This is a genomic window from Glycomyces tritici (genome assembly GCF_030403505.1).
Genome location: NZ_JAUEMJ010000011.1, coordinates 18,473 through 32,838 on the forward strand (window position 1 = coordinate 18,473; position 14,366 = coordinate 32,838).

The window sequence follows — 14,366 nt, forward strand, 5'->3', positions numbered from 1 at the left end:
GGAGCTGCCGGTCATGCTCATCGTTCAACCGTAGAGCAGTTGAGTCCGCCGCCGCGTACCTCCTGTTCGGGGAGCCCAGAGTAAATTCCGTTTGCTGCGTCCCGCTAGATCAAGCTGGGGTGCCGTTGGAGGCCTTGTACAGCTCGAGAATCGTGTTCGGCACGCGCCCGTACGGTTGGACGCCGTACCCGTTGCGTTTCGCCCACTCGCGGACACGGGCGGACTCGCCGCTGGTGTTGCGGCGACGTCTGGGGCGTTCGCCGGGAGCCAGGAGGCGGGCACGGCCGAGCTTGCGGCCTTTCGCCTGGTACCGGGAGAGCACTCGCCGCAGCTCGTTCGCGTGTGTGGCGGACAGGTCGATCTCGTAGACCTGCTCGTCGATCGCGAACCGGAGGGTTTCGTCGGCGGTCGTTCCGTCCAAGTCGTCAATGAGGTGGATGACGCGTTGCTTCGCCATGTCGAATGCGGCCCTTCCATTTTTGAGGCGTTGCGGAAAGTCTCAATGACGTTTCCCTGCTTGCGCTTTCAATGTTGTCCGAGCCGTACCACAACGCGGCAACAACTGTGTAGCAACGCAACAATGAAAGCGCGACCGCGAGCTAGAGACGGATATACTTGCAGTACAAGCAAGTGAGCGCTCTCCCGTGAAAGGTCGCTAATGGACTTCCAGGCCCTCAACTCGGCAACGAAGTACCCGTCGATTCTCGCCTACCACCAGCCGCAGCCTGAACACCGCGGAAGAACTGGAAGCGACACCCTGTGTTGACTTTCGCGGCCAGGACGTCATCCTTACCGAAAATGTGGATGGGACGAACGGCCGGATCGCGATCCTGCCCGGCGGCGACTGGTTCATCGGCTCGCGGGAAGACCTCATCACTGCGCGCGGCGACCGCGTCCCGAACCAAGGCCCGGTCAACCTTGCCATGGCGCGAGCCCTGGTTCCCGCTGCCGAGCAGGCCGCTGCGGCCTGGGACGGGAAGGACGCGCTGGTCATCTGGGCGGAAGTGTACGGCGCGGCCACCGCCGCGGGCTGGCAGAACTACTCGACGGACAAGCACACTGTCGGGGCGCGGATCTTCGACGTTGCGCTCATCGACCCGTACATCCTCACGCAGACCGCGGCTGACGCGGCCGCGTGGCGGGATGCTGGCGGGCAGCAGTTCGCGCCGCTGGACTTGAAGATGGAACTGCCGCTCGAACGGGTCCCCGAGCTCGGCACCGTCAACGGGGACGACATTCCCACCGACATCGAAGATGCACACCAGTGGCTGACTTCGGTCCTCACCGAGACACAGGTTCGCCTGGACGACACCGGGAAAGGCCAAGCGGAAGGCATCATCGCCCGGACGGCCGGACGTGAACTGATCGCCAAGCTCCGCCACCCCGACTATGCGAAGCATCAGCGAATCCTGGCGAACGCTCCGCGTCAGCGCAGTGTAGGGTCTCATCCAATCTGTCGGTGTCTCACGTAGATGTCGGTCTGGATGTCGGTTCCGACATCTACGTGAGAAATCCACTCGCGCGGGTGACAGACATGACGACGTGACACGTTCATGCTGGACGTGTGGTGGGGAACCTGGAAGACCGGTTGTCGTCGGTCGAGGTGCGGTATCGGCGTGATGGCGGCGAGTTCGTCGACACGACCATGAACCTAGCCAGGGTTGACGCGCTTGCCGCATCAGTCCCGGTTCGCGAGTTCCGTTGGTACAAGGGCCGCAAGCATTATTCGGGCTGGTACTGGTCGTCCACGACCGGCGGCATGGTCGCGTACGAGAGCTTGTTGGAGCTGGCGCGGATTCTGCTGGCTGACTTCGACCCAGACGTCTGCGGGATCGCGGCGCAGCCGTTCCAGATGGCAGAGAGCACAGAATCCAAGACACGCAGCCACGTTCCTGATCTGCTGCTCTTGCACCAGGACCGCACGGTCACCGTCGTCGATGTGAAGCCCGCGAACCGGTTGGACGACCCGGTGGTCACCGCAGTGTTCGAGTGGGCCGGCACGCTGGTTCGGATGCGCGGCTGGCGATTCGAAGTCTGGACTGGGGTCGACGCGGTCCTGTTGGCGAACGTCCGCTTCCTCGCAGGCTTCCGGCGGCCGAGCGTCATCGACGCGGCACTGCTGGGGCCGTTGGCCGAGATCGCGGCCGCTCAGGGCACAGTCGGTGGTGTCGAGCGAGTAGCCCGGTCGCTGGGGCCAGCGGCGAAGGTCAGGCCCGCGCTGCTGCATCTGATCTGGCGAGGGGTCTTTGCCGCAGACTTGGCCGTTCCGCTCAGTTTGGAGACTTCGATCTGGTTGGCGGAGCCGTGATGTCGGAGTTCGTGATGGCGGTCGGGCCGGGATCGCAAGTGTTGTTCGATGGGGACCTGGTCCGGATCGAGGAACTGGATGCGGCCACGGTCACGGTCAAGGTTGAGCGGACCGGCCAGTACCGGGTGTTGACGTTGTCGCGGTTGATCACAGGCTGCGCAGCATTGGAGGTCCCTGACGAGCCGCTGCCTGGCGGGAGCATCGGGACGACGCTGGCGGGCCTGACCGCCGCGCAGCGGGAGCAGCTTGAAGAGCGCGCGGCGCATTTGCGCGAAGTGCTTGTCGACGACGGGCGCCGGCAGGCGGACCGTCTTGGGGACAAAGCCGCCGAGCTGGGCGTGACGGCCCGAACGCTTGAACGCTGGTTGCAGGACTTCCTCCGAGATGGCGAGGCCGGTTTGGTTGACGGCCGGATGCTCAGGCGCAGATCCACCTCGGTTGATCCTAAATGGGATGCGGCGGTCAAACAGATCGTTGGCGAGAAGGTGAACGCATCAACGCCGACGCGCTCCGCGGTGATAGACCTGGCCGCCGAACGCCTGGAGGACGAATTCGGCGCCGGCGTCGTCCCGCTCCCGTCCAGGGCGACCGCTTTTCGGCGCTTCGCGGAGCTGACTCGCGGGACCAACGCCGTCTCGGGCAGCGCCAAGGGGCGCCGGTCGATCGCAGACCGGCCCGAGGGAGTCTACGGCCGGTTGCGGGCGACCAGGCCGGGCGAATACCTGATCCTGGACACCCAAGACATCGATGTGTTCGCGATGGAACCAGTGACCTGCCGATGGGTCGGGGCACAGCTCACGATCGCGCAGGACCTGTTCACCCGCTGCGTCGTCGGCATGCGAGTGACGGCAGTGTCAACCCAGGCCGTCGATGTCGCCGGAGTGCTCTACGAAGCGGTCGCCGGCCGCGAAGCGCCCACATCATGGCCGCCAGAGGCAGTCTGGCCTTACCACGGGGTCCCCGGGCATCTGGTCGTCGACGAGGTCGAGACGCTCGCCGGACCGGTCTGCGCCCCGGAGACCCTGGTGGTCGACCACGGGAAGGTATTCCTGTCCACGCATGTCAAAGGGATCTGCGCCCGGTTGGGTATCTCGATCCAGCCCGCGCAGACACGGAAGCCGACGGACAAACCCACGGTCGAGCGGTTCTTCCGCACCCTCCGCGAAGGGTTCACACAGCACCTGCCCGCCTACAAAGGACCGGACCTGCACTCGCGGGGCGAACGGGTCGAAGATCAGGCATTTCTGTTCCTGCACGAGCTCGAGGACGCCATCCGTGAATGGATCGCCCTGGTCTATCACCGCACCAAGCATTCCGGGCTCGCCGTCGCCGAGCACCCAGGCCTCGAGTTTTCCCCGGCGGAGATGTTCGCGATCGGGCTGGCGAAGGCAGGTTATCTGCGGCTGCCGGTCACTCCCACGCTCGCCTTGGACTTCCTGCCGGTCCGGGCCCGCACCATCCAACACTACGGCGTCGAGATCGACAGGCTGCGCTACAACGGTCCCGGCCTCAACGACTACCGCGGCCGGACCAGCCCGTTCGGCGGGGCACTCGCCGGCAAGTGGCCCATACGCGTCGACCCCAATGATGTTCGCTACGCCTGGTTCCAGGACCCCGCCGACGGTCAATGGCACCAACTCGACTGGGAGCATGCCGCGATGCTCCACACCGGCTTCTCAACAGAGGCCGCCGCCTACGCCCGGCGCCTGGCCGCGGCAAGGGACGAACACATCGACCCGGCCAAAGCGTTCGCGGGACTGCTGCGCCGCTGGGATGCCGGTCTCGTCGCCGACCGGCGCGAGCGGCGGATGCTGGCACGATGGTCGGCCGAACATGCCGCCCTCCCGATCGAAGCCCTCATCACGGAGCCGTCCAGGGCCGCAACCGAGGACGGCGCCGACGTCGTCACCGGCGACGACGATGAGATGGACTTCGACGGGGACTGGGACGAGGGCTACCGGGTACTGACATGACCGACGCCTACAGCCTGTCGCGCAAGGAAGGCTGGCACCGCTGGGTCGACAGCCCCGGCCGGAACCGCCCCGAACAACTCACCGCACGCCAGTTGGGGAACCTCAGCTTCCCAGCCAGGGAAGACTACGACGACGCCCGCGACGACTGGCATGCGAACTTCGGCATTCTCGAAACTCCGCAACTCAAGGCGATCCACGACGATCTCGACCTCATCGTCTCCAGCAACCGCCAAGACCCCGACCGCGTCCGGGGTGCCGCCGTCATCGACGCCCACGCAGGCCTGGGAAAGACCACGATCGCCCGGGCGTTCATGCGCGAGTTCGACCGCCGGCAGCGACGCCGGTTCGGTGAAACCATCGGCGACCACGAGCACCTGCCGGTGTTCAACATCGGACTGACTTCACGGACGACACTGCGAACCCTGAACTACATGATCTGCGAGTTCTACGGCCGCCCTGGAATCGAGCGCGCGACGGCCGCACGACTGACCAACTTCGCCGTCGACTGCGTCAACTCCTGCGGCACCCGCATCGGCTTCATCGACGACCTGCACTTCATCAATATGCGACACAGCAGCGGCGTCGAAGTCGCCAACCACCTGAAATGGCTCGCGAATGAACTGGCGATCACGTTCATCTTCGCCGGCGTCGGCCTTACCAAACGCGGATTCTTCTCCGAATGCCTGGACGACGAACACCTGGAGATGGCCCAAACCGGCCGGCGCTGGACCCGCCTGGCCCTGCCGCCGTTCACGATCACCACCGAATCGGGGAAGCAGGCGTGGTTTTTGCTGGTCCGCGCCACCGAACGCAACCTCGTCCTCGCTCGCACCCACCCGGGGATGCTGACCGACATCTCCGACTACCTCTTCGCCCGCACCACCGGCCACATCGGCTCGTTCTTCACACTCATCCAACGAGGCTGTCGCCAGGCCATCAAGACCGGCAAGGAACGGATCGACACCGACCTGCTTGACACCGTCCGCATTGACCAGGCAGCCGAGAACGAACGTGCTGACCTGCAAGCCTCATTCAAGAAGGGAACGCTTTCCACCCAGGTCACCCGGCCCGTCCGATGAGCGGCGACGGACGCACGCTCCCCGTTCGCGTCCCCATCCTCGACGGGGAAGCGCTCGACTCCTGGCTGCTGCGCCTGGCCGCCCGCAACGACATTGCCATTCACAGCATCGCCCCGCAACTTGGGTTGGCGGAACGGATCCAGCCCGCCCGAAACTTTGCCCTGGTCCGCGGACATCCGTCGAACTTGCTGCGCCAGATCGAACGCCAAGCAGGACTTGCTGCCGGAAGACTCGACGAAGCGGTCCTCGACAAGTTCAACGCCCTCGGCTGGAAGGCAACAGCCGGCTCACGCTACTGCACCGACTGCCTCGCCACACCTGGATCTCCATGGCCGATCCGTTGGCAGTTGCCCTACAGCTTCGCTTGCGTCATCCATCAGAAGCTGCTCACAGTGTCCTGCCCGGTTTGCGGCAACATCCCGCACAGTCGGGTCCCACCCAGGAGCAGAGCCTTCTCCTCGCACCATTGCGCCCATCTCCGACGCAACACCAAGGACATCTGCGGCACGAACCTACTCGACCACCCAAGCGAGGCGCTTGCACCTGCGGACCCGCGTATTGCAGCACAGTGTTGGATCGATCAGCGATTGGACGCCATGGACAGCAATGCCGTCAGGGAGCTTCGTGACCTCGAAACGCTCGGCACGCTACTGCGGCGACGTATCTCTCCGGACGACCTCGCTTATCTCGGCCGTGACAGCGTCGAGGCGTTCACCGAGTACCGCAGGAAATCCCACCCTCGCGAATGGCATCGCCTCCACCGAACAGCCGCGATTATCTCGGCCGCTCTCAGCGTCCATGCGATCAGCATCATCGATGCAGGCGGCCCTGAAGACCGCTTTCAGCGCCTCGTGGTCATCTTCCGAGACGTCGCCGGCCCGAAGCACCGCCCGCCTCCGGTTCCAAGGGCACTCTCACACCAGCGCATCGCCCAACTTTCAGAGCCGACGCAACACGACATCCTCACCGCCTGCGACCCGCATCTTACGGTCACCGAACGGCTCCGTTCACGCACTTGCATGCCAGACCCCGGTCTCCCCACACCCAAGTCGACCACCGCACTCGATCGCGGCAAATACTTGCCCCAGGCCCTCCGGCCCGACTGGCTCATTCGGTTCGTTCCACCAGATGACCACGGCCGATTGGCCATCGCAGGCGCCATCACCGCCGCCACGCTCCTCCCCGGCAACCCAGTCCGCAGCAGCCACGCCACCGGCGAACTGCAACCTTGGCGCGAGTGGCACAACCTGATGCTGTGCGCCATTTTCACCCGATATCCCGACACCCCGATTGCGATCTGCAAACTCGCCGCTCACCTGGACCAGCACGGCTCACCGATCGACTACCGAAGGCGGCGGGCGACTTTCACTGACATCGAGCTCACCGCACATCAATGGAAGGTGCTCTGCCGAGGCGCCGGCACCCGCCCCGGCGCTGACCGCCGTCTGTTCAACGCCAGGCGCCACCTCTTCGAACTGCTCACCGGAGCCGCCCTTGTCGATCCACGGCACAAGCTGGCCTTTTCCAGCTCCTTCGACCGACACGAGTATTGGAACAAGTTCGAATACGAGATGCCAACATCCCTGCGCACAGCACTCACCCTGCACGCGACCGAAATCCTGCACGACGCCGGCATCGACGAGCCACTGACCTGGAGTCCGCCGACGGACTGCGTTGCGGGGCTCGCCCTCCCCGGACGCGACCCGGCCGACATCGATACCGATGAACTTCACCGCCTTGTCATCGTCGAACGCCGGAATGTCGCGACCGTCGCACGCGGACTTGGCGTCACCTTCGACCACGTCCGATACGCCGTTCAACAGCTCGAGCGCCTCCCTTTCCCCAAGTTGGAACGCACGCGGCCCGGTGACACGCCGGCTTTCGAGACGTTCACGCGCGACTTCTTCGACCGTGAGTACTTCCAGGCCCGCAAGACGATCGGAACCATTGCCAACGAGACGGGTTTCTCAAAATGGACCGTTCGCCAGCACGCCCTAGCCTTGGGCGTCAACGAGCGTCCTCACCGACACCGCATCAAGATCGACCCCGAATGGCTCCGCGAGCAGGTTCTCACGTTCAACCGAGTCAACCAGGACATCGCCCGGGAGCTGGGTATTGATGGCGACACGGTTCGAAGACGTCGAATAGAACTCGGCCTCCCCGCACGATCGGCGGGGGCCGAGAACAGCTGCCGACGCTTCCCCGATTTCCCAGCTGCCATCCGCCGCGCAGTCGAAGGCCATCGTTACGGCTGGCTCCGACTACACCGCTTTCGACAGGTCGCTCCTCATGACAGCATCAAAGCCGCAGCCCTCGCGATCAAGGTTGACCCCAGCGGTCTCGTCAAACAGATTGTTCAACTCGAGCGTGACATTGGTTGGCGGCTGTTTCAACGAGCGCGCGGCGACACACCTATGCGGTTGACCGCCCGAGGCACACGCCTCTTGAACGATCTCGAACATCCCGAAGTTCGTTTGACCCTTGAGCAGCTAGCGAAGCCGTTCCGCAAGCGATCAGGAAGCTAACCAGCGACCCGCCACCGGCGCCCTCAAGATCCTCGGCGCGACCAACATCCCCAAGGCCACCAGGGCAATCGGTGAGGAACCCGAACGAGCCCTACCGATCCTGGGCATCAGCTACATTGCGGGGGCGCTACGAAGGAATACGCAGCTCAGCGCGACGGAAATCATGCTCATCGAGCGCAACTTCCCGTAGTTGCCCTGCTCGGGCGGGTCTTGACCCCAAGGCCTGATAGCGTTTGCTCATGACCTCTCCCCTGGCGACTGACTCCCACGGCAACGCACTGATCGATTTGACCACCGCGACCAGGGAACAACTCGAAGATGCCGCCAGGCACACGCCTTGCCCGCTCGCGCTCGTCGTCCTCACCGACAAGTCGACCGACGAAGTACTGTTCGGTCTGAATAGCTGGCGGCGAGAATACGAACTCCCCGGCGGCATTGTCGAGGAAGGCGAATCGTTCCTCGCAGCCGCGAAACGTGAACTCGAGGAGGAAACAGCAATCAGGGTCGAGACTCTCGATCTGGTCGGCTATGCGAGGTTCACCCTGACCAAACCGCAACGTGAGGAGCTCGGCGCGGTCTACCGCACGCGCGTCGCCGACCCGCAGGCGCAAGCCAGCGAGGAGCTACAGGCCTTCGTCTGGAGGAAGCCGCTGAGCGAGTCGGCACTCGCGATCGCCGCGCTCGACGACGTGATCGCAGCATGGGCCACAACGTCAGGCTAAGCGATGTCCCGTAAGTTGACTGCCGCGCACCCCGATGCCGTGCCTGCGGGATTCAGCCTTCGAGTGTGAGGTTGTGGAGCCGGGCGATGCCGGCCATCGCTTCGGCGGTGCCATGTCCCCGCAGTCGGCAATCGCGCAGCACCTTCCAAACCTTCATCTTCGCGAAGGTGTGCTCGATGCGCGCACGTACCTTCCGGTGCGAGGCGTTGTGCATCTCCTTCCATCCCACGAGCGGCTCGTCCTTGGCCCTGCGCCGGTGCGGGATCACCGCCCGCGTTCCCCGGTAGCCGCCGTCGGCAACGACCGTCGCGGTGCGGGTGGCGTGGTCGACGCCAGAGGCGGCGAAAGCCACCGAGTCATTGCGGTTGCCCGGCAGCGGCTCTCCGACAACGACCACCAATTGGGTGTCGGCGTGGATGACCACCTGATGGTTGGTCGAGTACCGGTAGTTCTTCGACTTCGCCGCTACGGTGTGGTCCCTGGTGGGGACCAGGGTGCCATCGACGATGAGCACGGTCTCGGGCGCATACCGCTGCCGGGGTCGGAGCGCGAGTTTCGGCGCAAGGTCGTCGATGATCCGGTCGGCGGCCGACTTCGAAGTGCCGAACAGCGCCGCGAGCTGGCGCATGGTCAGATTGGTTCGCCAATAGGCCGTCAGCAGCAGAACCCGGTTCTCGAAGGAGAGCTTCCACGGTCGGCCCTTGGGCGCGGGGTCGGCTCCTTCGCGACGAAGTTGCCGGACGAGCTTGGCGAACTGCTGGCTCGACAGGCCGCTGAACAGCTCGATCATCGTCTTGTCCGCTGCTGAAACCACGCCCGCCACGGCGCCATGATTCCATGTACCCCTCTCATACCCGGTGGCTCGCTTCGCAGCGGAGCAGCCCGAAATCGCATAGCTGTTCGTCTGAAAGGCCGTTATAGATGCCTCTTCCTGCGCACCACCTCACGCTCGCTTGGCTGGCCGACCGATTTCGCGCCTTTGCCACGCTTGGCTTGCACTACTTCCCGGATGAAGCTGACCGAGGGCGGTTCGAGCGGCTCCGCCGCTACAGCGCGGAACTAGCGGCCCTGATCGACGACCGCGACGAAGCCGCAATCGCGGCAGCATATGGGCGCGATGCGGGAGTGCATACACCGATGGCCTCGATTGCATGGCGCGTGACAACAGCGGACGGTGTGGAGCTGTGGCGGACGCGCTACGTCGGCGACGAACTGATGCCCGACCTCTTGGCAGATGCGGGAAAACTGCTGCAGGCGCCAGTGCCGGAGCGACCCGTGATGCTGACCGACTCCCGGGCGCTCGCGCTTCCCGGCCCGCACACCCACGTGGCGCTCTACGAGGTCGTTAGTGCGTTGGAGGCTCGCGATGTCAGCGCGGCCTGGCCTGAACCGGATTCGGACCTGCAGAAGGCTTTGCGCGCAGGCGGTGCCGCTCGCCCGCCCGCCCCCGAAGACGGTGGTCAGGAGGGGCCCACAGTGGTGAGCGCAGCTGCGGGAACCATCTGCGAGCGCATCGCCGCTCTCGCGGCTGAAGGCGCGGCGGCCTCGGGAGACTCCTACCAGGTCGAACGGTTCACGCAGGTGCGCCGTCTCGCCGAGAACATCATCATCGAGACCGTCGAATATGAACCGTTGTCCGAGTATGCGCTCAACATTGACATCGCCGCGACCGGCGCTGGGGTCGTGTTCTTTGACGACCGAAGGCGTGTACTGCTGGTACAGCGGTCCGACACCGGTCACTGGGGGATGCCCGAAGGCGCCTGCGACGTTGGCGAATCGTGGGTAGCGACCGCCGTCCGCGAAATGCGCGAGGAGATCGGCGTACGCGTTGACCCAGAGACGCTGACACTGGTCAACGTGTTCGACAACCGCGCGGTCACCCCAGAGAAGCTGTCCATACCCATCGCCGCCGTTTTCACTGCCCGTCTCGACGCAGCACCAGATGACCTTGCCATCAACCACGAAGTGCGCCAGGTCATGTGGGTGACGGCGCAGGAGCTGGTTCACCTGGATTTGTGGCCAGGACACCGAGCGAAAATCGGAGCAGCCCTCGATACCAAATGAAACGGGCGACAGTCGCCGAGGCAGCCATACCCAGGCGCGCTCTCTCCGCTTACGGGACATCGCTTAGTCTCCTCGCCGCGTCGCGCCGAGCCTCACTCGCGGGTGGGCTAGGTCTGGGACTCTCGGTCGGACTATTGACCGGGCTCTCATCGGGTCTCACCGATGGGATAGTGGTCGGCCTCTGGTCAGGGTTCGGGTTCGGGCTCGCGTGTGGGACTGTGGGCGTTTCAGTCGACTTCGCTTGGTTCGCGTACCGCTGCTGCCATCTCGCTCTTGGCCTTCCCAACGGCCGCAAGCTTCCTTGGCGGCTGATGACCTTTCTTAAGTCTGCGCACGAACGTGGCGTCCTTCGGCAGGTCGGAGGAGCTTACGAATTCCGACACGAAGCACTGCAGACCTACCTCAGCGTGCCGGTCGAAGCTGACTCGGCGCCCAACCCACGTACGTCGGCCTGAGACGGTCGGACGCTGATCATGTCCCGGTCGTTGCGAGCAGCCCCATGGTGAACCTGGCAGGCTTTGTCCATGACCAATCGTGAACCGAACCCGCCAACGGAAGCGAACACTCCCGCTGCGACGCATCTGGACCAGCGTCTGGCTGCTTGGACGCACATGTGGGCGCTCGCGGCAAGCGAAGTGCTTGCGGCAATGGAACGACCGCGCGAGGACAACGTGTCGTTCGGGCACCGGGACGCCTTGACGCTAGCGCTCGTTGATGCTTCTCACAACGTCATCCGCGGCGCGGAGAAGCTCCTACCCAACGAACACTCCCTCCTCCAGCAATTCAAGACGGAGCACCCGGAACTCACGCGGATACGCGACCGGTTCGAGCATTTCGACGAGTACGTTCGCGGTGTGGGCTGGCGCCAGGACCGGGAGGGGAAGCTCGGACTCGCAAACGACCTCACTAGCGCCGGCCTCGACTTCCTGTCCTCGTCAGGAGGAGGCCCCGAAGGGCACGTGCTCGAGGTCGAAGTGTTCGAGAACGAGGGTGGGAAGCTGGAATCGCGAACGTACTCGGTGCCTACGCGGACGCTCACGGTCGCAGTGCGCCAACTCGCCCGCAGCGCCCTCGACGCGGCAGGGTTGATCGACCAGAAGCACCTGGACCATTGCGAGATGTGCCAAAACCCTGGCCTGATCTGACTTTGCTGCTCGACCGGACCGCCATCAATGCGCCCACCTCGTCTGCCACCGCTCGAAAGACTCACGGATCCATGCCGAATCGTGAACGTAATCGCCCGGCCCGCCATGAGCGATCCAGGTGCGGTCGGGATCGGTGTAAACCAGGTCGAATCCGTGCAAGGATTGAAGCGCGTTCTCGACTATCGGATCTACCTGCTCGAAGCATTCTTCAACCCATGGCTTCGCCCACGCGTGCGCTTGCTCGCGTGTGATCACTCCACGAATCAGGTTGCCCCACTGGTGTTCCACTTCCGCTTTCGTCGGGGGGGTCATGTCAGGCTGACGTTCCTTTCCAGAACGAGGTCAGCTCACCGCTGATCTTCATTGGCGGGCTCCTCTCGAGGCGGGTCCGCGTGAGCCAGGCGAATGTGGCGCCGTGACGGGTCCACTTCGACGATCCTCACAGCGATCACGTCGCCGACGGCAAGGGGTCCGCGGTCGGTCTCGTCAAGCACTTGCCGCTCGAAACCGTCCTTGATGTGATCGAGCATGTCGCTGACGGCCTCGTTGAGCAGCAAACCTTCGAAGCCGTCCGCGCAGTCCTCGATGCGCACGACCACTCCGATCGGGAGCACCTTCGTCACCGGGCCGGTCACGATTTGACCGACTCGCTCAACGAACGCTTCCAAGGGGTTGCGTTCCGCGGCGCGCAGTGACAGTGCCACTCGTTCGCGCACCATGTCGACGTCGAGAATCTGTACGGTGACCTCCTGGCCGACTGCGACGATGTCGGTGGGGTGGTCAATGTGTCGCCAGGACAGTTCGGAAACGTTGATCTGGCCGATCACACCGCCGATGTCAACGAACGTGACCTGGAATGGTGGAATGTCGGTGACGGTCCCGGTGCAGACCTGGCCCCTGCGCAACGTCTTCAAGACAGCCCAGCGGCGGTCGCTCTCGGTCGGTTCGGTCCTCCACCGTGCCCGGAGCGCCCCGTCGTGGTCCGGGAGCACCGCGGTGAAGAGCGGCTGACGTGCAGCGCCATCGAACGATACAGCTGCAGCCTTGGCGGAGCGAATGAGCGCGGCAAGTTCACCGAACTCGGCGTCGTCGGCAGTGACGCCAGCGATCCGCCCGTCGTCGCGCTCCCAGACGAGGTCAGCCAAGCCTTCCTCGGGAAGTTCGTCAACGACCGCTGCAAGATCAGTGGACAGGTCTGGCCAGACCGTCAGCATCGCCCGCGGCGCGAGATGGGAACGCACCGAGTCCATCGTGTCTCGGGTAAGGCGGTGCCAGCGCGGAACGCCGGCGACGGCGGTTTCTTCGAGGATCGCGGTCTGTCCCATAGCGACTGACCATCGCAGCCGTGCCCAGAAATCATCGTCGGCGGGGCGTTGCTCGACGTCGTACTCGTCGAATTCAGCGTCGTAAGGTGAGGCGTCCAGCGGTTCGGGGAACAAGCCGAGTTCCCGCGTGCAGGCAAGGGCGTCTTCGCTGGGCGCGTGTGTGCTGATGTAGACGTACTGGTCCCAACCAACGTGGACAGTGAACCGGTCGTCGACTTCGAGGCGGCACCAGGCTCCTGTTTCGCGCAGCATCGCGCGAACCAGTTCCTGTGCAACGTCGAGTGTGACGTCCGCGCCGTCGTGGTAGCCGGTCAGGTCCGGCGGGAAGATTCCGACCAGGCCATGGCCTGGCGCCGCCGGTGCCGCACCGAAGCGGTTCGAACCGGCTACGGTCGGCTCCCGAATGGTGAGGCTGTCGATGCCGGCGTCTCCGGCGAAGGTGGCTACCGCCTGGAGGTACGCGGCTTCGACCGGGCCACGATCACTGTCAGTGTCCTCGGTGCCGACGTAGTGGCCTGATTCGTCACGGTCGGCAGGATCGTATTTGGTGACGCGGTAGATGTAAGGAGGCATTGGGTCGGTTCCGCTGCCACGCAAGCGGGTCGGCCGTGAGCGCTGCTTCGGCGATCTGTCGGGCGGACTCGGTGCGCAGCGACGCTCTCGAGTTCGCGATCCATTCCTCGGTCCGGTATCCGGAGTGCTGGTATTCGACCGCTTGAACGAGGCATTCGAGCTTGTCAGCATCGCTCGCGCAGCGCGCCTTTGGGGAGTCCTTCGCTTCGAACTCGGCGACGGTGCCAGCCAGGAACTCCGCGACCGCTACAGGCATGCCAGCCGTTTGGTCGGCGGTGATGGTCTCGGCGCTCGCCGCTTGGAGGTACTTCCGGCCGATGAAGGGAATGTCGCCGATACGAGTCTCAGCCGCATCGTGGAGAACGGCAAGCGCGGCTGCTCGGTTCGCGTCGGCGCCTTCGAGAGCTGCAAGCACCATGGCGATGACAGCAGTGCGATGGGAGTGTTCCGCCACCGATTCAGGATCCTGGACTTGGGTAAACAGCCAGCCTGCGCGGGGTATCCGTTTCAGGTTCCCTGCTTCGAAGAGGTAGCGGGCGATGCCGTCGAAGTCCGTCACTGGGCTCCTTTAAGTCAGGGAACTGGAGGTTGGGACCTATTGAACCGTGGGTGCCGCTGCGGCACAACCGGCTGGAAGCCGCGCCCAGCCGGA

At 64.4% G+C, this 14,366-nt stretch carries 13 protein-coding genes; 8 read left to right on the top strand and 5 right to left on the bottom strand.

Features of this window, described 5'->3' with window-relative positions; genetic code table 11:
* Window positions 1-109: 109 nt before the first annotated feature.
* Complete coding sequence (locus tag QWI33_RS25140) at window positions 110-457, bottom strand: histone-like nucleoid-structuring protein Lsr2 (RefSeq protein ID WP_289959591.1); 348 nt, start codon at window positions 455-457, stop codon at window positions 110-112.
* A gap of 328 nt (window positions 458-785) precedes the next feature.
* Here QWI33_RS25140 and QWI33_RS25145 point away from each other — a divergent pair, with 328 nt between their 5' ends.
* The 6 genes from QWI33_RS25145 to QWI33_RS25170 all read left to right on the top strand — a co-directional run bounded on the left by QWI33_RS25145 (window position 786) and on the right by QWI33_RS25170 (window position 8,607).
* The gene (locus QWI33_RS25145) at window positions 786-1,472 is read left to right on the top strand and encodes an RNA ligase family protein (RefSeq protein WP_353895559.1); all 687 of its coding nucleotides are present in this window, start codon (window positions 786-788) and stop codon (window positions 1,470-1,472) included.
* A 92-nt stretch (window positions 1,473-1,564) separates the two neighbouring features.
* Window positions 1,565-2,308 carry a TnsA-like heteromeric transposase endonuclease subunit gene (locus tag QWI33_RS25150; protein WP_289959593.1) on the top strand — a complete coding sequence of 248 codons (744 nt, stop codon included), beginning with the start codon at window positions 1,565-1,567 and terminating at the stop codon, window positions 2,306-2,308.
* Window positions 2,308-4,281, top strand: a complete 1,974-nt coding sequence (locus QWI33_RS25155) for a TnsB C-terminal domain-containing protein (protein WP_289959594.1) — start codon at window positions 2,308-2,310, stop codon at window positions 4,279-4,281. The genes QWI33_RS25150 and QWI33_RS25155 overlap by 1 nt, the downstream gene beginning before the upstream one ends.
* Complete coding sequence (locus tag QWI33_RS25160) at window positions 4,278-5,360, top strand: TniB family NTP-binding protein (protein ID WP_289959595.1); 1,083 nt, start codon at window positions 4,278-4,280, stop codon at window positions 5,358-5,360. The genes QWI33_RS25155 and QWI33_RS25160 overlap by 4 nt, the downstream gene beginning before the upstream one ends.
* Entirely contained in the window at window positions 5,357-7,885 is a 2,529-nt protein-coding gene (locus tag QWI33_RS25165; RefSeq protein ID WP_289959596.1) for a TniQ family protein, read from the top strand. Before QWI33_RS25160 ends, QWI33_RS25165 begins: the two co-directional genes overlap by 4 nt.
* A 239-nt stretch (window positions 7,886-8,124) precedes the next feature.
* The gene (locus tag QWI33_RS25170) at window positions 8,125-8,607 is read left to right on the top strand and encodes an NUDIX hydrolase (protein WP_289959597.1); all 483 of its coding nucleotides are present in this window, start codon (window positions 8,125-8,127) and stop codon (window positions 8,605-8,607) included.
* A 52-nt stretch (window positions 8,608-8,659) separates the two neighbouring features.
* Here the strand turns inward: QWI33_RS25170 and QWI33_RS25175 are convergent, their stop codons facing one another.
* The gene (locus QWI33_RS25175; RefSeq protein ID WP_289959598.1) at window positions 8,660-9,430 is read right to left on the bottom strand and encodes a transposase; all 771 of its coding nucleotides are present in this window, start codon (window positions 9,428-9,430) and stop codon (window positions 8,660-8,662) included.
* Between the two features lie 98 nt (window positions 9,431-9,528).
* On the opposite strand from QWI33_RS25175, the gene QWI33_RS25180 reads away from it, so the two are divergent.
* Both QWI33_RS25180 and QWI33_RS25185 read left to right on the top strand, forming a co-directional pair.
* Window positions 9,529-10,671, top strand: a complete 1,143-nt coding sequence (locus QWI33_RS25180; protein WP_289959599.1) for an NUDIX hydrolase N-terminal domain-containing protein — start codon at window positions 9,529-9,531, stop codon at window positions 10,669-10,671.
* Between the two features lie 524 nt (window positions 10,672-11,195).
* Window positions 11,196-11,816: a hypothetical protein gene (locus tag QWI33_RS25185; RefSeq protein ID WP_289959600.1), complete on the top strand. Its 621-nt coding sequence runs from the start codon at window positions 11,196-11,198 to the stop codon at window positions 11,814-11,816.
* A 24-nt stretch (window positions 11,817-11,840) separates the two neighbouring features.
* On the opposite strand, the gene QWI33_RS25190 is transcribed toward QWI33_RS25185, so the two are convergent.
* From QWI33_RS25190 to QWI33_RS25200, 3 genes are read right to left on the bottom strand one after another with little or no spacing between them, the layout of a single operon-like run.
* A complete protein-coding gene (locus tag QWI33_RS25190; protein WP_289959601.1) occupies window positions 11,841-12,128 on the bottom strand; it encodes a hypothetical protein in 288 nt (95 codons plus the stop codon).
* A 35-nt stretch (window positions 12,129-12,163) separates the two neighbouring features.
* Complete coding sequence (locus tag QWI33_RS25195) at window positions 12,164-13,714, bottom strand: S1 RNA-binding domain-containing protein (RefSeq protein ID WP_289959602.1); 1,551 nt, start codon at window positions 13,712-13,714, stop codon at window positions 12,164-12,166.
* Entirely contained in the window at window positions 13,665-14,273 is a 609-nt protein-coding gene (locus QWI33_RS25200; RefSeq protein WP_289959603.1) for an HD domain-containing protein, read from the bottom strand. Before QWI33_RS25200 ends, QWI33_RS25195 begins: the two co-directional genes overlap by 50 nt.
* Window positions 14,274-14,366 lie beyond the last annotated feature (93 nt).